The sequence below is a fragment of the Centipeda infelix ATCC 43532 genome, from assembly GCF_000234095.1.
Lineage (GTDB): Bacteria > Bacillota > Negativicutes > Selenomonadales > Selenomonadaceae > Centipeda > Centipeda infelix.
In genome coordinates this window covers 414610-440592 of the sequence record NZ_JH376797.1, presented here as the reverse complement: position 1 = coordinate 440592, position 25983 = coordinate 414610, and the positions used below count along the sequence as shown (strand labels likewise).

The 25983-nt window shown below is 47.1% G+C and carries 21 protein-coding genes; 2 read left to right on the top strand and 19 right to left on the bottom strand.

Features of this window, described 5'->3' with window-relative positions:
• Nucleotides 1-213: 213 nt before the first annotated feature.
• The 9 genes from HMPREF9334_RS02155 to HMPREF9334_RS02115 form a co-directional block, all read right to left on the bottom strand.
• A complete protein-coding gene (locus HMPREF9334_RS02155) occupies nt 214-1134 on the bottom strand; it encodes a HipA domain-containing protein (protein ID WP_006691857.1) in 921 nt (306 codons plus the stop codon).
• Nucleotides 1127-1354, bottom strand: a complete 228-nt coding sequence (locus HMPREF9334_RS02150; RefSeq protein ID WP_006691856.1) for a hypothetical protein — start codon at nt 1352-1354, stop codon at nt 1127-1129. Before HMPREF9334_RS02150 ends, HMPREF9334_RS02155 begins: the two co-directional genes overlap by 8 nt.
• A gap of 117 nt (nt 1355-1471) precedes the next feature.
• A complete protein-coding gene (locus HMPREF9334_RS02145) occupies nt 1472-1846 on the bottom strand; it encodes a hypothetical protein (protein ID WP_006691855.1) in 375 nt (124 codons plus the stop codon).
• Nucleotides 1847-1851: 5 nt separating this feature from the next.
• Complete coding sequence (locus HMPREF9334_RS02140) at nt 1852-3006, bottom strand: ParM/StbA family protein (RefSeq protein ID WP_006691854.1); 1155 nt, start codon at nt 3004-3006, stop codon at nt 1852-1854.
• 212 nt (nt 3007-3218) lie between these two features.
• A complete protein-coding gene (locus tag HMPREF9334_RS02135) occupies nt 3219-4301 on the bottom strand; it encodes a hypothetical protein (protein WP_039957144.1) in 1083 nt (360 codons plus the stop codon).
• Nucleotides 4302-4413: 112 nt separating this feature from the next.
• Entirely contained in the window at nt 4414-5133 is a 720-nt protein-coding gene (locus tag HMPREF9334_RS02130) for a hypothetical protein (RefSeq protein WP_006691853.1), read from the bottom strand.
• A 184-nt stretch (nt 5134-5317) separates the two neighbouring features.
• A complete protein-coding gene (locus HMPREF9334_RS12365) occupies nt 5318-7228 on the bottom strand; it encodes a hypothetical protein (protein ID WP_006691852.1) in 1911 nt (636 codons plus the stop codon).
• A gap of 78 nt (nt 7229-7306) precedes the next feature.
• On the bottom strand, nt 7307-8191 hold the full coding sequence (locus HMPREF9334_RS02120; RefSeq protein ID WP_006691851.1) for a hypothetical protein: 885 nt from the start codon (nt 8189-8191) through the stop codon (nt 7307-7309).
• Nucleotides 8192-8207: 16 nt separating this feature from the next.
• Nucleotides 8208-10157 (bottom strand): peptidoglycan DD-metalloendopeptidase family protein, encoded by a 1950-nt coding sequence (locus tag HMPREF9334_RS02115; protein WP_039957235.1) that lies wholly within the window; start codon nt 10155-10157, stop codon nt 8208-8210.
• Between the two features lie 145 nt (nt 10158-10302).
• On the opposite strand from HMPREF9334_RS02115, the gene HMPREF9334_RS02110 reads away from it, so the two are divergent.
• Both HMPREF9334_RS02110 and HMPREF9334_RS02105 read left to right on the top strand, forming a co-directional pair.
• Nucleotides 10303-10668 (top strand): type II toxin-antitoxin system HicB family antitoxin, encoded by a 366-nt coding sequence (locus HMPREF9334_RS02110; RefSeq protein WP_006691849.1) that lies wholly within the window; start codon nt 10303-10305, stop codon nt 10666-10668.
• A 37-nt stretch (nt 10669-10705) separates the two neighbouring features.
• Nucleotides 10706-11098, top strand: coding sequence for a hypothetical protein (locus tag HMPREF9334_RS02105; RefSeq protein ID WP_039957142.1), 393 nt, complete (start codon nt 10706-10708; stop codon nt 11096-11098).
• 42 nt (nt 11099-11140) lie between these two features.
• Here HMPREF9334_RS02105 and HMPREF9334_RS02100 read toward each other — a convergent pair whose 3' ends face one another.
• From HMPREF9334_RS02100 to HMPREF9334_RS12250, 10 genes are all read right to left on the bottom strand, one after another.
• On the bottom strand, nt 11141-12853 hold the full coding sequence (locus HMPREF9334_RS02100) for a type IV secretion system protein (RefSeq protein WP_245535204.1): 1713 nt from the start codon (nt 12851-12853) through the stop codon (nt 11141-11143).
• 14 nt (nt 12854-12867) lie between these two features.
• Nucleotides 12868-13662 (bottom strand): hypothetical protein, encoded by a 795-nt coding sequence (locus HMPREF9334_RS02095; RefSeq protein ID WP_006691847.1) that lies wholly within the window; start codon nt 13660-13662, stop codon nt 12868-12870.
• 95 nt (nt 13663-13757) lie between these two features.
• Nucleotides 13758-14156: a hypothetical protein gene (locus tag HMPREF9334_RS02090; RefSeq protein WP_006691846.1), complete on the bottom strand. Its 399-nt coding sequence runs from the start codon at nt 14154-14156 to the stop codon at nt 13758-13760.
• A gap of 16 nt (nt 14157-14172) precedes the next feature.
• Nucleotides 14173-14712 (bottom strand): lytic transglycosylase domain-containing protein, encoded by a 540-nt coding sequence (locus HMPREF9334_RS02085; RefSeq protein WP_006691845.1) that lies wholly within the window; start codon nt 14710-14712, stop codon nt 14173-14175.
• Between the two features lie 107 nt (nt 14713-14819).
• Complete coding sequence (locus tag HMPREF9334_RS02080) at nt 14820-15323, bottom strand: hypothetical protein (RefSeq protein WP_006691844.1); 504 nt, start codon at nt 15321-15323, stop codon at nt 14820-14822.
• Nucleotides 15256-16215, bottom strand: coding sequence for a DUF3990 domain-containing protein (locus HMPREF9334_RS02075; protein ID WP_006691843.1), 960 nt, complete (start codon nt 16213-16215; stop codon nt 15256-15258). The genes HMPREF9334_RS02080 and HMPREF9334_RS02075 overlap by 68 nt, the downstream gene beginning before the upstream one ends.
• A gap of 43 nt (nt 16216-16258) precedes the next feature.
• Nucleotides 16259-16438, bottom strand: coding sequence for a hypothetical protein (locus tag HMPREF9334_RS02070; protein ID WP_006691842.1), 180 nt, complete (start codon nt 16436-16438; stop codon nt 16259-16261).
• A 15-nt stretch (nt 16439-16453) separates the two neighbouring features.
• On the bottom strand, nt 16454-23674 hold the full coding sequence (locus tag HMPREF9334_RS11340; protein WP_006691841.1) for an N-6 DNA methylase: 7221 nt from the start codon (nt 23672-23674) through the stop codon (nt 16454-16456).
• 398 nt (nt 23675-24072) lie between these two features.
• Nucleotides 24073-25782 (bottom strand): hypothetical protein, encoded by a 1710-nt coding sequence (locus tag HMPREF9334_RS02050; RefSeq protein ID WP_006691840.1) that lies wholly within the window; start codon nt 25780-25782, stop codon nt 24073-24075.
• Complete coding sequence (locus HMPREF9334_RS12250; RefSeq protein ID WP_169311777.1) at nt 25779-25946, bottom strand: hypothetical protein; 168 nt, start codon at nt 25944-25946, stop codon at nt 25779-25781. Before HMPREF9334_RS12250 ends, HMPREF9334_RS02050 begins: the two co-directional genes overlap by 4 nt.
• Nucleotides 25947-25983: the final 37 nt, after the last annotated feature.

Below are 25983 nucleotides of genomic sequence, written 5' to 3'. Positions count from 1 at the left end.
GCAAGTTCCCCTCCTTTGCTTAGAATTTTATCATATTTGTTTCAAAAACTCCATTGCACTTTTGGAATGCTTCAAAAGTGTAGATAGGACTTTTTGAAGCATATTTTATTGGCGATCTACAAACTCCTAAAAAGTATAGGTTTTGAAAGAAAAATCACCATGTTCTACGATAGGACACGGTGATTTTCATCTATATAATTGGCCGATATGGAATTATCTGCCCCCTCCACGTACAAACGCATGACCTTTTTCGTTGCAGCACTTGAGTGCCGGAAGGAGGATCAGCTCCCTTCTCATCATGAGCGACTTTTTCATGTACGCTTTTGATACATCCGACAGCCCTTCTGTGCGGTCGATGAAGTTGTCGATCTGCGCAGCAGCCGTTTTGATCCGAGGCACAATGCGCTGGATGGCCTGGCGCAGGTCTTCCGGCGGATTCTTGAAAAACTCATGATAATGAACGCGCCGCCCCTGATAGCGATATGCGGAACACAGATTGAATTCCGTGTTCTTAAAACCCGCAGCGTCTTCCAAAAGGGTTATTTTTTGCTCGTCAGAATACAAAGGGGAAAGAGCTGACCCACAATCATATACAGGCGCAGGGGACAGTGAACCGTCCTCCGACTGTATCAGCCCCCAATTATCCAGGTGTCGGTCACCATTTCCAAGCAGCGCATCTACGACAAACATATCCCAGAAGAAATTTTTTATCTGCGCCTTGTTTTTGATAGTCACATCCTCGTCAATGACCTTCATCACATCTTCAAGCGTTGTCTTTTTGCGCTTTTCACTGTCTGTTTCATGCAGAAAAAACTTGCTGAACTCGATCAGGCAGCCGGGCTTATCCTGACAGAACACCTCACAGGCAACAACAGTCTTTTCTCTCTTGCTGTTGGGCGGCGTTCCACGCCCCAAAAAGGTATTTTGCGATGGCATCCCAAGCATTTGAAAGATGTGACAGCCGATGTACTCCGAATAATGATTGTTGATATAACTCAGCGCCGTATGCTTCGGCGCACGGTTCGGATCGGGAAACTTCACCATGTAGAGTTTTCCCTCATACTCCATTGTCCATTTACTCTCAGAGCCACCGAAGCGGTTCGGCAACCATTTCACATCACGCAGATCAAGCATAAAGCAGCTCCCCAAAATACGTCAGCATTTCCTCACGATCGCTTGACGAAATATCCCCTTCTTTCATGGCATATTTCGTTTCGGAAAAGAGATGCCCCATTTCAGAAATCATAAAAACGCGGTTCTTCTCCTCATACGCCCGATAAAACGCAGTCATATATTCACAAAGCATCTCGTCATAATCCGACGGATTATATTTATATGTTATCTTCTCCATCATCCTCGCCTCCTATTCCAATTATAACGCGAACAAGGCAAAGGAGCAACTAATCTGATGCCTACCTTCCAGGCGGTAAAAGAGGGCTGCTGCCTTTAGGCAGACAGCCCCCGCGCGGATTCATTGATACCCTTCTGGAATGCCGTTATCGTTGTCCGTTTTCTCATCGCTCCTGGACAGGCTGCGGCTTGTTGACGGTTCCTCATGGTAAGATTCGTCAAGGATTGCCGCTTCCTCCGGAGAGCCTCCTCTCTGATCAGATTTTTCTTCTACATAGGGAGCAGAGTTCATCTGATTCCGGAAAACACTGTCCCGCACGGCTTTTTCGTACTCTTCCCAAATATCGACGATTGCCCCATTGCGCTGAAAAATCGCTTGCTGGATCAGGACACGAATCGACCGGCTGAAATTCTTCTGACGCGCAACAAACCGCTCAAACTCCTCCGTCCGCTCCAGAGAGACGGACTTGACAATCACGCTCTTTTCGTTGGCCATCGCTCTTATCCTTTCTCACCGCTCATCGCATTGTTCTTGAGAACCTGAAACAACTTACTGCTCAGGAATGCGTTGAGTCCATCAGCTTCGATAAACACTGCGTCCTCTGGATCATCAATGTATACGAGGCGGATCTTTGCCCTCTTGCAGAACGCAGAAAGCCGTTTCTCCAATGCATCGCGCATGAGGATTGAGCCGCCTCCATATACGGCCACAATATCTACCTCATTGTTCGCTCTTGAAAGAACCTGCTCGGCCATATTCAAAATATCCTCTGCTTCATCTTCGAGTGCCGGTATAAAATATGACATGGCCGCATCATGATACTTGTGTCCGGTATCGCGCACATAGCGCGAGAAGTCCTGACGGGTCACGCTTTGAAGCCCGAAGTCCTTTTTGAAGCTTTCCAGCACTCTTGTGATTGCATGGCCATTGCCGTTGAATGTTCCTGTGATGAAATCCGGCTTAAAGGCAATGCCTGTGGTGATTGGGAACTCCGTCGTCCCCTCGCCGATCGCAATGTGCAAGATACGCAGGGTCTCAAACTTCTTGGCCGATAGATTCTTGACTTGGTGAATCAGTTCCGGCCGATCCATGAAAGCGTGTGCAGCTGTGACCCCTTCCGGAATAGCTTTCACAAAGTCAAAAGAAAGGAATACAACGTACTCCCTTGCTCCTACATACACCGTAACGGTATGCTGCTTTCGCATGAACTTTTCCGCAAACTCTGCGGCTTTTGCCTTGGTGTAATAAGATACGGGAATCGCAGTTGCCATGTCGATACGCGCTTTGAGAGCCTCGCCCTCCTCCGGTAGCTGCCCCTTTTCCTTGAATGCGGTTGCAACTACTTCCCCAGCGATATGCGCAAGCGTGTTTACATAGACAATATCGCTGGACACCTTGTCATTATCGACACCAACGGTGATTGACCGGCAGCGTTGACCGCTGCTCATTGCATACGCCCCGACATAGTAGAGCGCACCATCCACAGAGACAATAAGATTGTCGTGGATATGTTTCAGGATATACTCCGGATTGAGTTCGTCTAAGTTCGTGAGTTTCCCGACACGCGCAAAGACATTCGGCGAGCTGATCCTCTGCCCGTTGATTATCAGATCCTGCTCAGAATTCCCGTTGTCATTCGCCACCATGAACTGCATAGAAAATCCTCCTTCATTTTCGTGGACAATCGTGAGTTACAAAAAATCGGTATACGAAATAATTAGCATATAACTAACTAATTATTTCGTATACCGTAAATATACATCTCGTTCATAAAGATGTCAAGGTAGATTATGAAATTTATATACATGCTTCACGAAAAGCATCATAATAATGAATGAAGCGGTTCATAAACAAGTCATAAGGATTCCTATACGGCTGTCAAAGGCTTAATAACGGAATGCGGATGAATCTTATGGAAGATGTCTCTCCCATAATTTGGATGACCGACAGCAAACGGATCATACCGATTTATGAATTCAATCGCACGGCATATAGGAATGTTCTTCGATATAAGTCTCCGAATAACTTCTACCGAAGTTTGGTCGTATATGCAACAACAATCTTCCTCCTGCAGTATATGATCAAGCACCTCAGAATAAACAAGGTAAAAGAGATCATGTTCATATGACGTGGATCTATGATATGAATGAACCGCTTTTACGGAATTCATTCGGCAGGAGAAATCAAGAAGCTCTGCTTCGGACAAAGCCTTGTTCCCAAGATTTTCTCCTGGAAATATTCCATAGAGAAGCAGTCCCTGCTTGGTGAACCGTTCATCCTTAATCAGACGTTCAGCGTAAACCTCTTGCGAAAGGCGTGAGAGTTTATGCGTATACGCTCTGGCCGCCTTTCGGTGTCCGCGAACACACATATCAAGAGCTATGCGTATATACTTTCTGGCCAACTGCAGAAGATGTCGCTTGTATGCCATAGAGCGATATGGGATGCTGGTAATAAAGGAGGAAAATCGCCGCGCCTTTTTATATATGCGGCATAGCCCAGGATATGTTTGATACAAACCTTCCATGTAGTTCTTGGCCGTGAAACAAATATGTTTGTAGTGATCGTGGTCAAATCCCTCGGCATGGGATAGGATGGTATCATATTCACGATGACCTGCTCGACTACGAAGAAAATACTCTGGCAACCATTGAAGGGAGCATGAAGGAAATACCAGATAGAGACGATCATACAGAATATCACGAATGATATTTTGCAGCAGCAGTTCCTCATCACACGAAAAAGGAAATCGCAGTGTTCCGGAAAAATTATGTCCATCTTCCCATACTACATGGTAACAGATGTATTCATACGTCGTCATTTCAATCCGTGTATTGTAGATGTGCAAAAAACGGTTTGCATCTTCGAAGGTCTGAAATTCCTTCCATTTCCCGAACCTATTTTTCATCCGAAATTCTATGCGTAAAAGATTGAGTGAATACTGCCCCATGGGAAGCACTCCTTTGAGAATGTTATTTCACATAAAATAGTATACTTCCTCAATCGTGTGATATTTCTTGTCTTTTTGCATAAACAGACAGATAAAACTTTCACCATACTTCCTATACATCCATGTCTTTGATATTTGATAATCGTCGATGAAGTTCATTCTCTGCCTGGTTTAGCACATCATGAATAGGTGCAAGCCATGAAAGAGTAAACGGGGTGTCATCTGATTTGGAATCCAGGCCGAAGACATAGGATTTCATTTCACGGTTGTGCAGTTCTTCAAACGATTGCAGTGCATTCCGATAGCCAGCTCTTGCTGACTGCGGAGCAGTTGGTGTGATGCGATAAGAGATGACGTGCCCGATTCCGTTAAATGTCTGAGACAGCTCTATCAAGTGATTCATTGCCTGTCTTTGATCTTCCTGATGATCTGCCCCATTCATACGCATATCAAACATCATATGAGAGATTGCCGTGCGTGTATCGTAAGCATCACATAATACATCCATAACTACATCTTCGATAACTGGGTAGCCAACCGTTTGAAGGGTTTCTTTTTCCTGCGGATCAAGCCGCTCTTTATCAAAGATAAAGTCTGCGCCGACATCTTCCAACAGCTCTAAAAACATGAGACGGGCAACTCGTATAGAAAAATCATCAAAAAAGGAAAGTTTTCTAATACAAGCGAAAGAATATGTCTTTTCGTTACTTTGTCGGCAACAAACGCCATAGTACATCTTTGCGACAATATTACGCCTTGTGAGGCAGGTCATGAGCATATACGCTTCATTGTTCGACAGATCCATGGTTTCGTTTGTAATAATGTATTCCAATGTACTCTCCTCCCCACGAAATACATAGACCGATAGAAAAAGCCCGCATTGTGCAGGCTTCATCGTTTTGTCTTGTAATTTCAGTCTTTCGGCAAGTCATCATCTGCCGGAAGGTCATCAATGTCGCCACAGATTACGGCGTAGATTTCTTCATCTGTCATCGGTGCCATGACTTCATCTCCTTTCAGCGCACAGTTGCCTGTTCCTGTTTTTTCTGAGGTTCGATCCCCTTCACAGCGACGATCAGCAATGTATTGGATGGTGCTTTGCCATTTCGCGCCAAGCTGTCAAATGCAGCCTCCGGCACAAAGGATTTGATTGCGGCCTTGACGTGGCTCTCCTGCCACTTCAATTCATTCAGAGCCTTCCTCGCCGCCCGGATGACATAGTTTGTTGTCTTGGAGGGCTGACGAACCTCCTTGGCAAGCAGCTGAATAAACGTCTTCTCATAGTCTTTTTCCGGCACAGGTGTCTGAATATCTGCCTTCAAGATGGCATCCAAACGCCGATGAGCTTCGAGACGAGCCTTCATATAGGTTTCGTAATCCAGATTGGAGAAATCATAGACTTCTTTTTTTGCTTGATAGCTCTTGTTCGCTGCTTCCTTTGCGTCCATAAACATCATGAAGTAGTTGCTGTCTTTGAATGTACCGCGCTCTGCCCGACGGGCGAGATAGTCGATCATATCATGCAGATATACATCACGACGCAGATCGGGGGAAGGAGAAAGCGCGGGAACGCCTTTCCCGGATAGATCTGCCATATTGAAGAATTTTTTTGTATACGGCTCTTTATCCTTTGTGAAAAGGACAAAGGTCACAGCTTTTGCCCCCTTACGGATGGCAATATCCGGATTCGCCCCCGCCTCTTTTGCCGGGATCCAGCGAGGATCTTTGCTCCCAATTTCCAACTGATGCTGGACGGCTGGAAGCATATTGGCGACCGGCGGGTAGAACGACTTGTCGTTTCCCTCTTTGTCCTTATACACAAGAACAGGAGCGCGAAGATGGCTCCGATCTTCGCTGGTCATTTGCCAAACAGCCTTGCCATCTGCGTGTGCCTTTTCCATAAGGGCACTGAAATCTTTGCTTGCCTCACTGACCAGCTCTTTTGTCGTCTTCTTTTCCGGCTGCTTCTTTTCTCCCTGCGCTTCCGTTGCCTGTGGTGCCTCTTTGCCGGCTTCCTTGCGCTGTTCCTCCGTGTTAAGACTGTTGGCGATTGCCTGTGCTTCCTTTGCCGTAAGCGCCTCACCGCGTTCCTGCTCTGCCGCGTTCAACTTGTCGACGATTTCCTGCGCTTTCGCTTTGTCCTTAAACCACTGACCCGCTTCTTCGCGGTTTCCACTGTAGTCGACGGCATCCACGTCCTTCTTACGTTGTGCCTGATATATCATTACACCCGCGACAGGGTCGATCGGGTTGCTTGATACAAACCACTCACTCTTCATGTTGCTCCTCCTTTGCGCACGCGCGGATGGGCGCATTTCCTTCTCTGTGTGCGCCTCAACATCGAGCCCCTGCTCTTTCTGGGGCACATATATGACAGGATCATACAGGCTGGTATAATCCTTTCCGTAGGCAAAATCCTCCCGCTGCTGCAGCATCTTCATTTCTTCCGTGACACTTGACTCCGGTTGAAGAAGGCGGGCTTCCTGGGCAAGTCTGTGGACAATACTGTCCAGATAGGAAACGATGAGCGAATCTCTCTCCTGCGGCGGAGAACGAAGAAATGTCCGTAGAGCTTCCTTGCCCACCAAGTGGTTTCTAAGGATTTCCCCAATTTCAATTATATTTCTCTTTTTCCCGATCAGTGTACGATTTGGTTCAATCTTGCTGCCAATAATGGAGATCGTTTTCTCCCCTTGTGCGGTACGGAGGATCGCCTTGTTCCCTTCGGGGCGAAGATCCAGTTCCATGACAGCACCGCCGATGAACGCGCTCTTTGCCTGGGGGCGTTCTCTTTCGCCTAGAGAATCGCTCCGCAAGACAACCTGGACGCAATGGAGATACTGTCGCTCGATCCGCAGCGTGTCATTCCGAAGATCGTATTGAACATTTTTATCCAGTTGAACTATATTGTTTGCTTCATCCGGCATATCATCGCCTCCTTTTTTATCAGTATAGCGAGATAATGCATTCTGAAATCCTATGATTTAGCAATCATAGACAATGACTTAAAAATCAGGCATTGGTTTTGATTTATAGGACTGATAGCCTGTATCTGCTTCATAGGATTGCAGCATGACCAAGTCATTTGGATCACCAGGGTTGAGAAGATGATATGTTCCGTTTAGCTGTTGCTCTGCTTGCTGCTGCGTATCGGCATTTTCCTGCATATGCCGAACATTGCGTATCTGTATCTGATCGCTTATTGCGGTACTCAGATCCGCGATGGCCGCTTGCTTGATTGACTCAATAACTGCAGCGGATTGCAGTGCCTGTGTTTCACCCACAGCATGATTGGAGTTCTGTAATGCTGTTTGCAGAGTTTGCATGATGTTGTCCATGTTGCGATAGCGATTGACTGTATGCTGTGTGGCTGTTGCAAATGTATCCGACAAAAACTTAGACACTTCCCTGTAATCCAGTTTTTTGCCAGGAATACCATCATCGTATTTCCGGTCAAAGGCTGGAGGGTTCAAGTCAATTTTTTCCTGGTTTTTCTGTACGGAAGTTTGCAGACCTTGGATGTCCCCCATACTCTGCTGTTTCTGTTCGTTGGATAGATGTTTGGCCTGTGTCTCCTCTATCCCAAGTTTGGCCAACAGCTTTTCGAGCCACGCAACGAACTTTGTCCCGTACAGGATGCTCTTGATATGACGAGTATAGTCATATACCAAGCCGCCTTGCGCAGCCAGATCTTTCAATGCGAATGGGGACGGTGCACTGTCCGGCCACGAAATACTTGTTGGGCTGTAATAATTCGGAGGATCAAAGGGTTCTGTAACCCCGGGAATCGACCATGCATAGGCGACCCTAAGTGATGGCGCAGCAAATCCAAAGGAAAGAACGCACAAGACCACCACGGCTTTCTTTGAAGTGTTGGAAAAGCGTTTCATACAAAAATCTCCTTTCTCATGTGCCTGGTAAGAACTTGAAGCCATTGCTTATACCGAACTGCTTGATAATCAGCTGTGACAGCTTATCTCCCATAAATACGAACAGGATGCAGATCATAGCGAGCTTTAACAGTATGATGATCTGGAGTGTGTGTTGTGTTTTTTGAATCGAATCTGAGGCAGTGACAACCTTTCGCCAGTAACCGCCGCTACGATCACCATTCCATGCGCCGGCCGCCTTTTCCCAGCTTCCATTTGCATCATAAAGTTCGAGCAAATGATGTTTTGCCACGGCTGTCTGAACATTTTCCGGCCACGGTGTTGTCGCTGGAGGAAACTTATCCTCCCACGATCCACTGTAGGGTTTGGACTGATACCCTGGACTAGACCAAGCCTCAGAATCATCCCCCCACGGCATCGGCGGTGGTTCAAAACCGGCACGTTGACACCATACATCCCAGTATTCGTAACTGATCTGATACGCTCCGTAGCCCCAACCGTCTTGTGATGGCGTTTGAAATGGATGATCTTGTCCCCCTGTCTCTACACGCCGAATCGCCTCAACAACCATGTCAATCCCTTCACGGCCGCCGAAGTTTCCATTTGGATTCCCAACAGCCTCCTGAATCGGTACGGTCTTGATTCGGATCAGATCATCTACGACCATTGTTGTCATTACGGATTGCAGCATAGCAGCAAAGAAGCAGAAGAAAAACAACTTGATAGAGGCACTGAAAATTCCATTCATACCATTTTCTGCAAATCGCCGTGACCATTTAACGCCGGCAAAAACAAAGTTGGCCAAGCCAAATACGGCAATGAGGTAAAACTCGAGGTACGCCATGATGATCTCAAAGGCAAAAAGAAGGAACGATCCAAAAATAATGATGAGGAAAATGACTGCCACTGCGCCTGATGCAATTTTGGCCAGCCAGTCCAGACCTCCCGCATCGGTTTCATTTAAGACGGTAAAGATCGGTTCAATAATCTGCGCACCTTTCGTGACCAGTGAGGTCGGATCCACCAACAGTTGTTTTGCTTGCGTTATATCAAGACCGCTGGTCGATGCCCCAAAACCGACAAATAGGTCTCTCGATGAATTGATGACGAAAGCTCCCCATGAGGTAATGACATAGAAGAGTAGCAAATACAGCAGCATTTTGAGTGCCAGCAACTTGAATATGCTGAAATTCGGCTCCTGTCCCTTGTCCCGATCTACAGAAAGCAGAATATACGTTATTGCAAGGTCTATGGTCATCAGAATTGCAATCGTATATTTGATAATACCTTTGAGAAGATCCACCGCTTTCGTACAGGCCAGTGCGACTGTATCAATCGCTTTCTTTACGGGATCCATAAACGCAAATGCAGCATCCCAGACCATTCCTCTGCTTTTCTGACTCATATCAAGACCTTCATCCGTCGCGTTGGCAGGAAGCCACGGAGCATAGGGATGATAGAGCGCGGGGCTGATTGGTGTATCATTTATGCGTACCTCAAAATGCAAATGAGGACCCGTTGAGACAGCTGTTTTTCCCCACGCTAAATATCCGATCAACTGCCCCTTTCGCACATGATTTTCGACGCTGTTCATAATGGTATTGGCAGGAAGATACCCGTCATTTGGGTCAAGATCGCCGTACCATGTTTGATATTTACTGCCGTCTGATGCCGTATGCTCAATGATGACCCATCCATCAAAACTGGACTCATATCTCGCTAAGATTACCGTTCCATCTGCCACAGCATAAACGGCTTCATGTGCATCTCCACCAATATCTATTCCGTTGTGTTGACGTACCTCTCCTGAAAGGGGGTGCACACGGCGTGGAGTGAACCCACTTGTCACTTCAATTTCATGCCCGTGTAGAGGCGCGTCCATAGGTGATAAACCTGCCGCACTTCCAACTGCCGCAACCATCTGTATAACAAGGACGATCAACAACAAAACGTACTTTGATCTCATATCTGCAATCCTCTCGTAATTATATGCTTCTATCCTACCGCGAAACGGCTGCTTAAAATTCCTATCATTTTTCATTTAACATGAGCAACTATATATAGTTGCGTTCTCCAGAGGAATCTTGTAAAATAAAAAAGGATGGAGGTAAATGATGAAGAATATTCTACGATATAAGGAATACATCGGCTCCCTAGAGATCTCGGAGACAGACGGTGTGCTCTACGGACGGGTTCTCGGCATACAGGAAAAAGTCACCTATCAGGCGGTCAGTGCTGACGAGCTGGTCAAAAACTTTCATCAAGCGGTCGATCAGTATCTTGAACAATGCAGCATCAATCACGTTACCCCGGAAACTCCGTATAAGGGCAGCTTCAACATCCGTATCACCCCTGCACTACATCGGGCACTGGCAATCCACGCAATACAAACAGGTGTGAATCTCAACCGACTTGTTGAGCATATCCTCACAGCCTACGAGCCGCTCTATTCCCCCCAAAATGACGTGTTATCTTGAGATTATATGAATGCCACATACAAGGAGAGTGATTCACATGGGTATCTTTTCCAGTTTGAAACAGTGGAATGATGAGTGTAATGAGCGCGGGAAGATCATTGAACAGCAAGAGGCCGAAAAACGCCGACAAAAAAAAGAAAAAGAAATCCGCGATTATATTGAAAAAGGAGACTCTGGTACAGTCGATTTTTCCAATCTAATAAAGTTCTTTGCAACAACAGATATTGATCGCATTATGAGTCAATATGCACCTAAATTGACAACAATGCTAGGCTCAATATACCTTCACCAAGAAGACACCTCTAAATTACATGAGCTGGAAGGGCGATATGAAGAGCTTAAAGAGCGATATGATGAACTCAAAAAAGAATATGAAAAGCAGAATGAGCTCATTGCAGAAATCGCAAAGAAATCAGCTCTAGCAAGATAAATAAGGCTTCTCAATCCGGTTGGTGGATTGAGAAGCCTTGTTTTACTTGATTGGTGAGTATTTTGCAATATCTTTTACGACGTCACTTGCAACAGACGCTGCACCACGAACTCCCGTTGCTATATTTTTACCTACGCTTTGTGCACCTGCTTTGATGCTTTGTGCGCCAGTCATTGCAAGACCAGTTGCTGTGGGGGCTTGCTGATTTCCGCCTGCTCCAAAATAGCGTTGAGCAGCTGCTCTTCCTGCATTGACAGCTCGCCCTACAGTGCTTTTTCCCATAGATTCAGATAGCCCTTGTCCAGCGGCAGACATCATCATACCTGCCCCAGTATTCATGGCACTCATTCCAGCGCGGGCAAGGCCGGCAATACCACCTCCACCAGCAGCACCACCTGCGCCATAGCTGCTTGCAGCAGCTTGTGCCATATTTCCTGCGACGCTTGCGCCTCCGGATGCGACTGCAGCACCGGCGGCAACTGCGGTCGATGTCACATTCTTTGCCGTCTGCGTCATGCTTGCACTGGAAAGCGATGGAGAACCGCTGAGAAGCCCCTGTACGAGTTCCGGAATCTTCTTGATGAGAAGATACAGTAGGAAGCTCACGACCACCATCTGGATAAGTACCGGCATATTGCCGATAATTCCACCGGAGCTTTCATCTGTTGCGATCTTCGCGAACTCCTCGCAGTAGTCCGTAAGGATTTTACTGGACATTGCCGCGAGAAATGAAATGACTGAGACTTTGATGGCAAGGTTGAACATTGCCCCTAATGCCCTCTCAAAGAGGAACTTCGTCTGCGGAAGTGCAACGAACGGAATCAGAGGAATGGTGATCATCGCCATGGTGAAAAACTCGATCTTCGCCATGAGAAGTTCTAGGCCGGCGAGAAGGAGCAGGATGAACATGACCACCAGGCAAAGTATTGTCACAAGTGAAGAAATGGGAGACCAAATGGAAAATGCCTTTTCTGCAGCACCATAGCCGGTAGAGAACATTGCGACAGCATTCTCGATGAGAGAATTGCCGCGTGCCCCATCTGCCGATGTATACCCTCCCGCATGATAGCCGATGGATTCAAACCCGTTGCAGAGGCTGCCCATGATGTCAATTCCATGCCCATACCAGTTCAGGATGAGGAAGAGATAGAACCCTGTCTCGAGGAGTGTCTGGACAAGGAATTTCATCTTATCTCCGCTGATGAGATCCAGCGAAACTTTGATGGATGCAGAGATCGCGGTCAATACGATGAGCAGCTTTCCTGCAACCGGTATGATGGCAACAGCCCCGGATTTTGTATAATCAATATATGTCCGTGTAAAGGGCTGCAGGAAGTCATACCATTTGCTGTTCTTATCAGCATCGACATGCATTTTATACTCAAATGCCGCCTGATCACCGCCGGCTCCAACGTATCCACCGTATACCCCCATGAGGACGGTACCAAAGTTCAGCGCAAGACCGATGCCGAGGATAATATTCCATGTCGTCTTATTCGCAGACTCGACATTGAATACGATCATAAGCCCTGCGAGTGCGATCATGATGGTTGATATAATTCGCGCCGCCGTAAACATCCCGTTGGTAATGGTCGTAAGATTGTTCTGAAAGGATCCGTCTCCGGCTTTGAGACCAATATCTGAGCTGAATCCTGCGGCAGATGCCACACTGCTATCCGCAAATAGAACGATAACCAGCATGAGTGCCATTCCGAGCGGTATGTGAGGATATAACGCTTGGATTTTTTGCTTCATCATTCATGCTCCCATCATTTTTTTGACTTGATGCTTTCAAGAGCAGCCTGTCCTGCTGCAATGTTACGCTCTGCCGATTTCTGCTGATTCGCTTCCACCGTGGCACGGCGAATGTTCTCTGCCTGATAGTGCGATGCTTCGGCTGCAACGGCGTTACTATACATCTTAGTCATCTGAAGCAGTGCCATCACGCTGTTTGCGTTGATTGCATTTCCTGCCTGCATGACCTGCATGGTTCCCTCTGCTTTGTTGGAGTTTTCGAGAGCCTGTTGTGTAGACTTGGCAATGTCCATATTCGTCTGCTGCGTACTTTGTGCCGATTTTGCCGCATCCTTGAAGGTCTCTGTGAGAGTCTCCTGCCGACGACGCTCGTTCATGATACCGTCGTACACAGTTGTATTGCCGTTGATGATGGATTGGAGATCACCGATACGGTCGCGCCATGCAACATCCAGTGGATCGGCATCGGGGCTGTTTGTTGCAGTACGCCATATACGTCCGAGGACACCGTTTTGCCCCATTTTTTCATCCAGCATCTTTTTCTGGTGGCCAAGCTGCGTATCGACGATTTTCTGAATCTCCGCCGGACCAATTTTCTTGGCATTGAGAACCATCAGAGCAAGCTCCTTTTCCTGCGTCGTCAGGATCTTCGCCGTCTCGATTGCCGTCTTGATTGCTTCCTCGATATTCTTTTGGTCAATGACCGCAATCGCAGCTTCCGAGCGATGACTGGATGGAATCATTGCAAGAAACGAGGCGGCAATACCGAATGCAACGCCGACAGTCACAGCAATTTTCTTGGATTTCATAGGTCAAACACACTCCTTCTTTAATCTAGTCTCCCCTAATGTATATCCTACCGAAAAAAACAGGCTCTGGATTCCGATGTTTTTTCATTTTTACCTTAATTTGGCAGTTCTTTTGTCATCTGCACCATTCTCCCTTGGTCAATGATGTAGAAAAATGGCTCACGCATCAGGACGAAAATACGTTCATGATCCGTCCCCTGGTCAATGAACAAGCGGTTTTCCTGCATCTCTGCAGTATGTCCTGGCTCGTGCATGATTTTCAGCAAATCTACCGTGGATTCTACGCTGTATTTCTCGATGACCCGCTTGACTTCAATCGCATTTTTCGCCGAAAAATACAGATTCAACGAAATAAACAGAAGCAATGCGTTTCCCGTAAGAAAGATCTTCGCATAAACCCGCAGTCTGCCCGTCGAAGGAGTACAGTACATATAGAGCAAACTCCACAGAATGAAACAGAGCAGTGAAAATCCTGCCGTTTGTGTCAGATCCATCCCCTCGCCTCCTTTTCTAATACTGGCACATGTTGTATAGATTCATGTATGCCCGATGAACTTTAACGACATAATCCCGCGTTTCTGCATAGGGAGGAATGCCGCCGTATTGATAGACTGCCCCCGGCCCCGCATTATATGCTGCGACGGCTGTGGTTACGCCATACTCACCCCAACTGCCGAAATTATCGAGCTGTGTACGCAGGTAGATTGTACCGCCGATCACATTGCCGAGTGGATCATAGGGATTCACACCAATACCGGCCGCCGTATTCGGCATGAGCTGCATGAGGCCGATTGCACCGGCACGACTTCCGGCTCCCATGTAAAAATGCGATTCCGTTTCCATTACCGCCGTAATGAGAAGTGGATCGACGTTGTAGCTTGCCGATGCGTAAAGTACAGCATTCGCGATCCAGTCGCACTCCACGGGATTACCGTTATAGTAACTCGCATCGGAGTAGATCACACTGTATACGTCGGCAGCCTCTGCTCTTAGTGGGAGCAAAAGCAGCCATGAGGTTGCGCACGCAAGGAACAATTTGATATAAGGCATATGGGTCTCTCCTTTCCATGCTTTCCTCCCAGTATATACGAACGCAACCACAGAAAAATCCACTCTTTTAACAAAAAGAACCTGCCGTCTCCGGCAGGCTCGTGAGCTTAGCGTGCATATTCCATATTTTTAGGTGTCCATGATTGCCGACTGCGTGGTGTATGGACATTTTTTTCAGCCATCCATGCATCCATGACTTCGACGAATTTCCGAATGTCGGCTTCGTGCAGCGGATAATAGCTGCGCACAATTTTTTTCATGGGTACGGCTTCAAGTATGGTCTCAAATGGGATGTTTTTCAACCATTGATAGTAGGCAAGCGCCCATCCTGCCCAATATTCAGGGGATTTTTCTGCATAGAGCGCAGGAGGTTGAGGAGGCTGCTCAATATTTAGTTCCCAAAGGCAGTCCCACAAGAGCTCACAGCCGGTTCGCCCCGCAACGTAGCGTGGGTTTCCCTTGCCGAATTGATCCGCAACACCGGAATCCATAAAGTAGGCTGCTGTTTCCTCGATGGGGATATGGCAGGTGTTTACGGCATAATCAAACATGTTGCCAAGATTCTCTTGTGCGTCCTCGATATAGAGGTCTGAGTAGGATCTCGTCATCATTCTTTATCCCCTCCTGGATGATGCGCTCGATGGTGAGTTTGTTCGGGATGCGAATTTGCCCTCTGAGGGATTTCCGATAGGTCTCTCGCGCACGCGTATCACGCTGCATATAGAGACCAATATATTTCTGTGCCGTCGGATAGGCTCGTTTGAACTCAAGTCTCTTGAATGCTCGCTCGGATTTAATGGCTACCTGCTCTCCCAGTTTGCCCAACCGCATCGCTTCACTGAGTTTGTCAAGACTGATGCGATTCCGCAGGAAGTCCGTTGCATACTGGAAATATGAATCGTCGGCGCGATAGCCGACAATGACATCTGCCCGTGAAAGATCAACGGCGAAGTTCTGAATCAGGTAGTCCCGTGCCTCTTTGCTGTCATCGTCCAAATTGTTCGGCTGCCGATGCTCGAGCAGTGTGCCGATCCAGTTGAGTGTATGATACTGCTCTGAGTTCAGGTTGACTATGTTCAGGCCGTCCATTTTGAGGATATAGCCCGAAACAACACCGGCTTTTCCGTATTGGCAAGACCATTCTTTTGCCAGATCCATCTCCTCGGTGCAATAAAAGCACTTGCCGAAATCGTTTGCCGCACGACATTTCGAGAGCTGTGGCCAGCCGACGGCATCCAGCGAGCCATGAAAGAGGGCGATCTTCCGTTGCGAAAGCTGCTCCGGCAGGAACGCATCGTGAAGATAATGTGCGCTCAGATAGGTGCGTGTCCCCTCTGAGATGCTTCCCCTGTCATAGGCTTGTTCGATACATTGCTGCAGGTCATTTTGTGCCTGTTGGATCAGAACCGCCTGTGACGTGGATTCGAGCACGGCTATTTGCTTTTGTATCTCCTGTGGCATTTGCTCTGCCGCATAGACATCCTGTAAATTCTCGTGGGACATCATATACCTCTCAGCCTTTATCTTCTCATGACATTATACCACATTATCTCCGAGAAAAGCGGCTTTTGACACCATCAAAAAGCGTGTCGATTTTCCTTTCCAGGTGAGGATTTTCCTGCGTGAAGATCGCAGTGTAATCCTTTTCCTTATCCTTCTTGGCAAGGGCTGCAATAGACAGCCCAATGCCGACACCGACAACAATACAAAGAATCCATGACAACATGAACAACTCCCCCTTTCAGCGAGCGACCGCTTCCTCCTGTTTTGCTTCGAGAGTCTTTGTTACCTGCTGATCTTCTTGCTTGTTTTGTTCTTCGATCAGCAAATTGACCTCGTTAAACCGCAGTGTTTTTTCTTGGTACTCTTCCTCTTTCGGGAATGGCTTGCCAAGCCCCTCTTTGCAGTCCTCGACTTCTTGGTACAGCCGCTTCACTTCTGCTTCTGCCGATGGGAGTTTCTCAAAAACGGTACGCGGAGCATCTTCCAGGCGTGTTGCATTTTCCTCTGGGGTCGTAGCACCGATGCGGAAGCTCGTTGTAGTCATGCCGGACATAATGACATCGATCTTGTGCTGCTCATTCTGCACAATCGAGATTTTCATACCGCGATAGCGGCCGCGCGGAGTTTCCTTGAATTTACCATCATAAATCGCACGCGCACAATCGGCCAGCACCTCTCCGATTTCCTTCGGGGTCTTATATGTTACACCGCCCAAAACGAGTGACTTATCATCTACGTTCTGATTCAGCGTATCAATATCCTTCCGCATATTCTGAAGGAATCCCTCGGCCGTCTTGATATACGCTGGAAGTCCGACATTCAGGCGATTGTTCAGCCTGGATTGGTCTTCCAAATACTGCGCACGCTCTGCACCTAGTTTTTGTAGGTCGCTACGCAACTCGAACTGCTCCTTGTAGAGAGGATTCCCCGTGCAAGCGGCTTTCAGCTGCGCATAGGTCATTGTAAATTCATCCACATCGTCTGCTTCGCGCACTGGTGTCCGATTCGTCATGACCTGTGAGATGAACCTCTGTTTGGTTTCATTCGTCTGCCACATATACGAATCAAAGGTCGCATCTGTTACATAACGGAAGACCTTGACCTTCTCATTTTCGTTTCCTCGACGAACGATACGTCCAAACCGCTGCTCGATCTGGCTCGGCTTCCATGGGCAGTCCAAATCATGCGAAGCGATCAACTTATCCTGGATGTTTGTTCCAACGCCGAGTTTATCTGAGGATCCCAAAAGAATCCGCACTTCGCCCTTCCGAACGCGCGTAAAAAGCGCCTCCTTCTTTTCCGGTGTATCATAATCATGGATGAAGGCGATCTGGTCTTTCGGCACACCTTTTCCCATGAGTTTATCCCGAATATCCCCATAAACAGTGAATGGAGCTTTTGCGTTTGGCGTAGACTGATCACAGAAAATCACCTGCGTTGACTTCTTATCCATTGTCTCCTTGTATATGTCATATACATTGTTGACGCACAGATTAACCTTCCCGGCTGGATTATCCGGATAACTTGGATCAATAATGCGGGGATCCAGCGCAGCAGACTGTCCTTCTTTGACGACGACCAGCATATTATCCATGCCTTTTCCGCTGGATTCATCAGCATCCTCACGCAGTCGGATCGGCTTGCGCTGCCGGATGCGTTTTGCGCGTTCGGCAAGGCGATCAACAAGCTCCTTCTGCAGAGGAGAGGCCTCTGCCTTTATGATGTTGATGTCATATTCCGGCACAGGCAACTTCAAACTCTCGGCTGTTCTCACGTCCGCAAACTCCTTGAACATACTCATCAGCTCCGGTATGTTGTTGAATCGTGCAAAGCGCGTCTTGGCGCGGAAGCCTTTGCCGGCCGGGTCGATTTCCATGGTCGTGGTTTCCTGCCCGAAAGCACTTGCCCAAGCATCAAAGTGATAGAGTCCCTGCTTCTCCAAGCGGCTAGGCCGCAGATACCGTTGAAGGGTATAAAGTTCAGCCATAGAGTTTGAGAGAGGTGTTCCTGTCGCAAAAACAACACCGCGCTCATTTGTGATCTCGTTCAGATATTGAATTTTGGCAAGCAGATCCGTCGATTTTTCTGCGCCCGTGGCATTCAATCCCTGAATTTTGGTCGTAAACGACAAATTCTTGTAAAAATGAGCTTCATCGACGTACAGTCGATCAATTCCAAGCTGCTCAAATGTAATTGTCGCATCCTGACGGCTCTGATACGCCTCCATGACGCTTTCATACTGCTTTTTCAGCTTCTTGATTTGCTTCTCCATCTGTTTCACAGAGAAGCCTCTCCCCTCTTTCGCTATTTTAAGCGCTTCGAGAGAATCCGTCAGTTCTTGGATTTCGCGCTTTAGAAACTGCTCCTGCCGCTCCAATGAAAGCGGGATTTTCCCGAACTGCTCGTAGCTCATGACGACGGCATCCCAGTCCTGCCCCGTAATTTTGGCACAAAACTCAGCACGCTTATCTTTCTGGAAATCTTTGGGTGTCGCAACTAGAATTTTCGCATTCGGATAAAGCCGCAAGAATTCCGCACCAAACTGTTCTGTCAAATGTCCTGGCATAATCATGAGCGATTTTTTACAGAGGCCGATCCGCTTCGATTCCATTGCAGAGGCCTGCATTTCAAAAGTTTTTCCTGCTCCAACAACATGGGCAAGGAGTGTGTTTCCACCATACAACGTATGTGCAACAGCATCTTTTTGATGCTTTTTCAATTCTATCTCCGGATTCATCCCCGGAAAGGTGAGCCGAGATCCATCAAACTCACGCGGTACGATATTGTTGAAGTGCCTGTTGTAGTAGCTCACCAGTCGCATTTTTCGTTCTTCATCCCGATACACCCATTTGAGGAACTCGTCCCGCAGGTTATCCATCTTCTGCGCCACAAGCAGAGATGCCTCCTCAAGCACCACCCCTTTATCATTACGAATCCGAATCTGCCGGTGATTGAGCGCAGCCTCGAGTATGGCCAACGCGTTTGTATCTTTCGTTCCAAAGGTCGAATACATCTTGACCTGATTCGAGCGATAAGCGTCCCCGCTGTTATGCTCCACCTTCCATTCTCCCGTGGAGGCAGCATACTGAACAAGGCGATTTGTCCCGCGATATTCCAGTACGTCTCGAATAAATTGTTCAATATCCTCCGTCGGAATCCACGTTGCGCCTAAATTGATTTTGATCTCATCGGCGGTCAGATCCTTCGGTTTTACTTTTTCCAGAGCCTCCAAATTCTTGCCAGCCCGCTGAATCTCATCGCGCAAATAGGAAATGAGCGGATTATCATCACCGTTTCTCGTTATTTCGATTTTCTCGTCATACGTTCGCAGATGTTCCTGAAGTGCCGAGACCAATCGCTGTGGCTCCAAGACTTCTGGATGTGCGCCTCTCTGGTAATCTGAGAACGTCTGATAAAGAAAGCCCATCATCTTAATTTCTGTCGCTTCTTCGGTAAGATCCCGATGATCCAGTCCCAACGATGCAAGCGTCTTTGAAAATATGCGATGTGTTTCATTGACATCGAAATCAAACATGACGTTGTTCCGTAGGCACTCCAAATAAAACATAGGATCGTTCAGAGCAGCCCCCGTTTCTGGGGCATTTTCTTCCAAGAAACGGAGATATTCTTTTTGAAACTGCTCCGAGGAATGTTTCAGTACATAGTAAAACGCCTCTCTGTTTTCTCCCCGAAACAGTGTTTTCTTATCTTCGTCTGAAAGAAATCCAATGGCATTCCATCGCGCCATTTTCTCGAGAGGTAAGTTACGCCCGGACAGCCGATACGGAAAGTCCTTCGGTACAGGAAATGCTTGTTCTTTTACAACATCCTCCATCTCTTGCTGCCACTTTTGGATCTGTTTTTCCAAAGCCTCCATGCGTGCGCGAACATCCCCGGACAGATATTCATCGGCCGGAAGATATGAATTTGTCTCCATATCCTCGAAAATACTGGTATATTCCAAGTCTCGCACAACATCTTCGGCAGACATTCCCGTCAGTTTCGCCATATACGGAATATCGACACGTCCTTTTTCCTGCATGGAGATCATTAGAGCTTCGCCCGGTGTCTCTGCGTGATCTGGAGCTGAATAAGCATGGATGGTGCGCTTGGAGAAAACATCTGACCGTCCGATGTACTCATCATTTTCGACGATCTCCAATGAAAGCAGGATCGGATAGGATGCGTCCATGGAGAAAACACGACGGAAGGATTTATCCTGGTGAATACGCCCGTATTTTTTTGTATGCTCCTCATACAGCTGATTCAATTTGTCCTGAAATTGAGCAAGCTCTGTATCGCTGCAGCCATACGTCTCAGCGTCAAACATCTCACGGATTACATCGCGAATGCGTATCGCCGAACGTATTTTTTGTTCATTCTTTTTGTCGAAGCCCTTTGCCTCGATTTTCCCCTGTGGCGTATAGTAGACGAGGGATCCATTTTGCTCATAAAAGCCGAAAGGCTGATTGTTGGATGGCCTTTCAATCTCTTGTGGGACAGGGAGAGCAACTGGAAGAGGCTGATACGAATTGGTCGGAATGCCAGAAAGAACAGCACTCAGTTCATCCGCAAGTGCCTTTATCCCACGGTCGTCACCTTCAACGTAAGGTTCTACACCAAATGCCCTGTTTCGTGCCGAGAGTGTTCCAAGTATGTCGGTCGGATTCTCTACAAAGTAACGATTCAGGTGATACCCGTCCTCGACGCGCTTTCCATTGTCAAAGTAGACAAATTCCTGTAGATCAGCGTTTACCCATGCCGGCATCTCAGCATTCGGAGCCAGTTCTTTTTCTCTTTTTCTAAAAATCAGAAGATCCGACAGGACATCCGTGCCCGCACCCGCGAATAGTTTGTTCGGCAGTCGGACAGCACGAATCAGCTCACCTTTTTGAGCGAGTTCTCTACGGAGAGTGTCATCCTTTTTATCCATTGTTCCGTGACTTGTGATCGCAACAACAAGACCGCCCGGCCGAACTTGATCCATCATTTTTTTCAGGAAGTAGTCGTGAACAAAGTAGTTCCCGTCATAATTGGAATCCGTGATGATATAATTTCCAAACGGAACATTGGAAATCGCAAGATCAAAGGCGTTTTGCGGGAAATTGGTGCGCTCGAATCCGTTATTCAGAATGACTGCGCCATCCGTCGCATACCGCGCAATCTTCGCCGTCAGCGTGTCAAGCTCAATACCAACTCTGTGGCTGCGCTCTTTCATGTCTTCCGACATATGGTGCAGAAAGCGTCCTGTGCCGGTCGATGGATCAAGTATATTCCCTTCCCTAAAACCTGCTTTTTCAAGTCCCTGATAAATTGCCTGAACAATCTCCGGCGGTGTGTAAAAAGCATCCAGCGTAGATGTTCGTGCTGATAAGTATTCAGGTTCTGTCATTACTTCTTTTGCCCGCACGTATTCGTTGTGCCATGTGGTGTTGCGTGCATCAAAAGCCTCCGAGATCCCTCCAAAGCCGGAATAGGATCTCAGCACCTCAAGTTCCTGCTCGTTTGGGAGATTTCCTGTGCGTTCCAAATGATTGGCAATTTGAATGGCTGCCATATTTCGCTCAAACACAGCTCTTTTCCCTGCCATCGTGGACATATCCGCAGATAAATCCAGTTTGGAAAGATCTACTTCTGTAAATTCGGCATCAATGGTGGGCGGCACATTTATTTCGATATGATCTTCCGACGCAGGAACTTCAATTGTCTGCGGATCAACTATCTCAGCTTCGTAAACAGGACGTACCGTTTCCTCGATTTCATGAATTTCAGAGGGGGGGTCTGTTTCAATAGTGGAAGAATCCATTGGTATATTCTCAGGATCGTTGACCGTTTCCTCCAGCTGTTCTTTCACGAGGTCGGCTGATGGGGAATCTGTCCAAACACTTAAAATATCATCGTAGGGGCGTTCAGATAGCTCTGCAAGCTGTATGAACAAACGCTCTCGGACATCGCTGGAATCAATTCCCGCATATGCATAGAGCTCACTTCCCATTGGAAGTGCATCGGTAAGTTCCTGAAAGGTAATATCCTCCAAGTATGTTCCACTCTGGTCATTCGGATATTTTTCCGGATACCATGTCTTGATTGAGGAATTCATGGATAATGCGGTATCTTCTTTGCTGACAGGTGCTTCTTTCGGAATGGTCTCCTCTTGAACGCTGCGCACAGTCTCTACCTGTTCCTTGCGGGCAGACTGTTGAATAACTATCGGACTGGTATATGTCGCAGCGACCTCATAATATGCACGTCCGATCAACGCATCCTGTTCTTTTGTCGTAAGAGCCTCGGCAGACATAAGTTCACGCACGAAAGAAAGGTAGATTCCACGGGCTTGCGCACTCGTAATCTGCCCTTCCTCTCGTGCTGTTTGAAGATCTGCAAAAATCTTATTTGCCGATTCTGACTGCAATGTCTCGGGGATCGTGATAGAGAAGTCCCCTACACTGAGGCTTCTTGGACTGCCGGCATGATCTCTTCCGTCAGACGTTCCCGCACCTCGGCCAGAACGTTGTTGTACCTGTGGATCCACTGCATTACGTCGCGCTTCTTGAGTTCCTCTGTCACGTTGTCCCGCCGGCAGATTTCCTCGGTCATCTGCTCCGACCTCTCGTACATCGTTTCTTCGTACTCTTGCAGGTACTGATCCAGTATTCCGTCCTCCAGCATTCGCTGCCACTCCTCGGGCTGCGTCTTTCTCAGGTACTCCCTTCTCATATCGCCCCATGTCCCATAAAGAGATTTCAGGATCATTTCTTCGGTCATTTTCATTTGAAACAGCCTCCTTCTTTGCAGCATTTTCTCTATTTGCCACAGTAATTACCTTGCCAATCGAATCCAGGATCGTGCGCGATATTTGATTAACTTCTCCCAGAATCACCGCAATATGAACATCTTGCGGTATACTCATCTCTTCCGGGAATGTAGTTTGATTCGAGAGTCCAAGGCGGGAACGCACAATGTACTCAACACTTGCCGTAATAAAATCATCATGTGCCGTGTTTTGGGCTGTGGTTAGCTCAACAACCTTTGCACGAATCGCCGCATCTATTGATTGTGCAGACGCACTATCCAATGCGCTTTTCACGAGGTTTTCGTATTCAGGGGAAAACTTCCACGGAATCCCCTGCAAAGCAGCTTCGCCATTCTGATATGCGAGAGTATCTCGCATATCATAGACATACCGCACATCATATTGCTCATTGTCCTGTGTTACCAAGAGCGGGATTGCAACTGCCCCATCACGCAATGTTGTTCGGAAAGAATTTTTCCAAACGTAATCCGGAGCAACGGCACTTGCCTCAGATGGTGCGTGATAATGCAGATTGATCTGCTCTATGATAGAGTATTTGTGAAACTTTGCGATTGTATCAAGGAAATTTTTATATTGATAAGTGCTCCCACCTACCTCGATAAGATGATTCCGTATCTCGACCTGAAGCTGTTCTTTCTCGTCCATGCGGTTTCCTCCTATGCAAGCTCTACTGCTTCCATAGTAGTCCAAAAGTACAGCTTCAAAATCCTATGATTTTACAGAGGAAATTCCTTTTTCAAGTAGATTATAGCATTCCATTATTTTTATTGCAACTGTATTTAGTTGCAAATTGAGGTGAAAAGGAAAGGAACAGTCATTTCGCAGGGTTATCATTTTCTTTTCGTTCCGCGTTGCTACATTCGCTATTCGCTCATTCTGCGTTGCTGCACTCTCAAGAAAAAAATAACCTTCTGCTCATTCACTGTTCCATAATAATCTGGCTTTCGCAGAAAGCATCGTATGGAAGGTATTCCATACCATGCCTACTGCTACCGCCACCCCACCCGCCTCCTCATGGGGCAATGCCCCCTGCACCCCCCGATTCAGGCAGATGTATTATCTGTGTTGTTTGTTGTTGTCCGTGTGCGAACAATGAATTGTTCTTGAACCTGCCGCTTCTCCTGACTATTCTTTTCGGCTTGCTTGATGACATAAGAGCCATACGATACACCAGGATAATCCTTGTCCCAATTCTTTGGCTTGTATCGAGAAAGCATCGGTGATAGATTTCTGGATTCTACCCCGGCGTTCAACAGTGCCTTTACGATTTTCGCATCCATCGTAATGTTATACGGGAGACGGATGCGCCCTTCCATCTTTTGCCGCTGATATTGGTACTCTTCTTCGTAATTCTCCCTCATATCCGAGCGAGGTATGACAACGTAGTGACTCAGTTTTTCATTCTCGCGTGCAATTTCATGATCGGCAAGTTTTTGAACGTATGAGAGATAATCTACACCATCAAATACAGCGTTTGGTGAATAACGCATCATCACATCTTTGATCTGATCCTGCTCATACCGTCCATTGAGGAGTAGTTCTTTCATCGCGGCAATATCCATATCGGGATTCACAAAGCCTTTTTCAATATATTGACAATGCATATTCCCTATATAGTCATTTATGCACGAGTCTGAATTCTGTCCATCAAATGCCTTGATTGCATTTTCTCTTGCAAGAAATGCTTGCGCCCGCGCCAAAATCAAAGCAGCATAATCACTCGGATCGGTCAGTGCGGCAGCGATTGCCAATGTAATAAGATGTCGTTTTACGTCCTCAGCATGGATATGACGGCGCAGAAGCTGTATTGCTGCGCGGCCATATTTGTGGTCGGTCTTCTCTTCTGCAAGACCTTTTGTAAGATTGGTATAAGCCGATTCGTTCTGTCGGTCGAATCCAAGGCTCTCAGGAATCACAGAAAAAGTTCCCGCAAGATACTCTTTCTTGTTGCGTCCCGCCTCAACGTAAATAGGTGACGCAAGGATGATTGCCTTACGAAGAATCGGCTGCACTTGTTCCTCCAATAAAGCCATCATACGCTGCGTATCTCTATGATAATTCGGCTGCTCTTCTTGAAGCCGCTGCATATAATCCCGATAGATCGTTTCGATGATGTTCTGTTCATCGTCGCTGGAAAGGATGGTGGTATGCGTCCTATCCATGTATTCTCGGGCAAATTTCCGATACACGTCTACTTCGCTATGCATGGTATCCGCATCATATGCCAAAATTTCAGCATATCGGCTTTGGCCGTCTGAAAGGGCAGAAAAAAGTGTGTTGAAATAGGATTCATCCGCATCCCGATTCATCGCAGAACGCCGAATAACCTGCTCCACGAGAGATAAATGGAATCCGTCTTTCAAAATCATGGCCATGCCAACTTGGTAATCCCCGCGAATCGCTGATGTTGATCTTTGTGCTGCAATGCGACGTTGATAGCTTCCCGCGGCCTCTAAAAGGCTACGCTCCGCACGCATCGTCCATACATCATTGACATTCTCCATGACCTTTCCGGTGTACAAAACCATTGCACGTACATCCGGAAGAAGTTTCGTCATTGGGGACTTGTCACGAATGACAGACATGACTGACTTCACATCATATCCCTTCTCCAACAATCGAATTGAGGCGGTCAGGTCGTTTTCATAGTTTTCTGCCTGTCGATTTTGAGGAGGTATACCAGAATCCTGCTTTTTTCTCTCAACGATAATTTTGCCTAGAAGATCAAGGTATTCGACTGTAATATTTCTCATCCCCTGCGCTCCTCGCCGTAAAGATCGTCGTATCTCATCAGCTCCTTCAAACCGGCTCTAAGACTTTGTATATGCTGCTCTGACATCCGTAAATTATCCTCTATTTCTGCAAGATGCATATTTACTTGGTTCATGCGATAGAGCAGCCAAGCCGTAATACTCACAAACAGAAAGAGTACGAAGTATAACAACATAGTAACG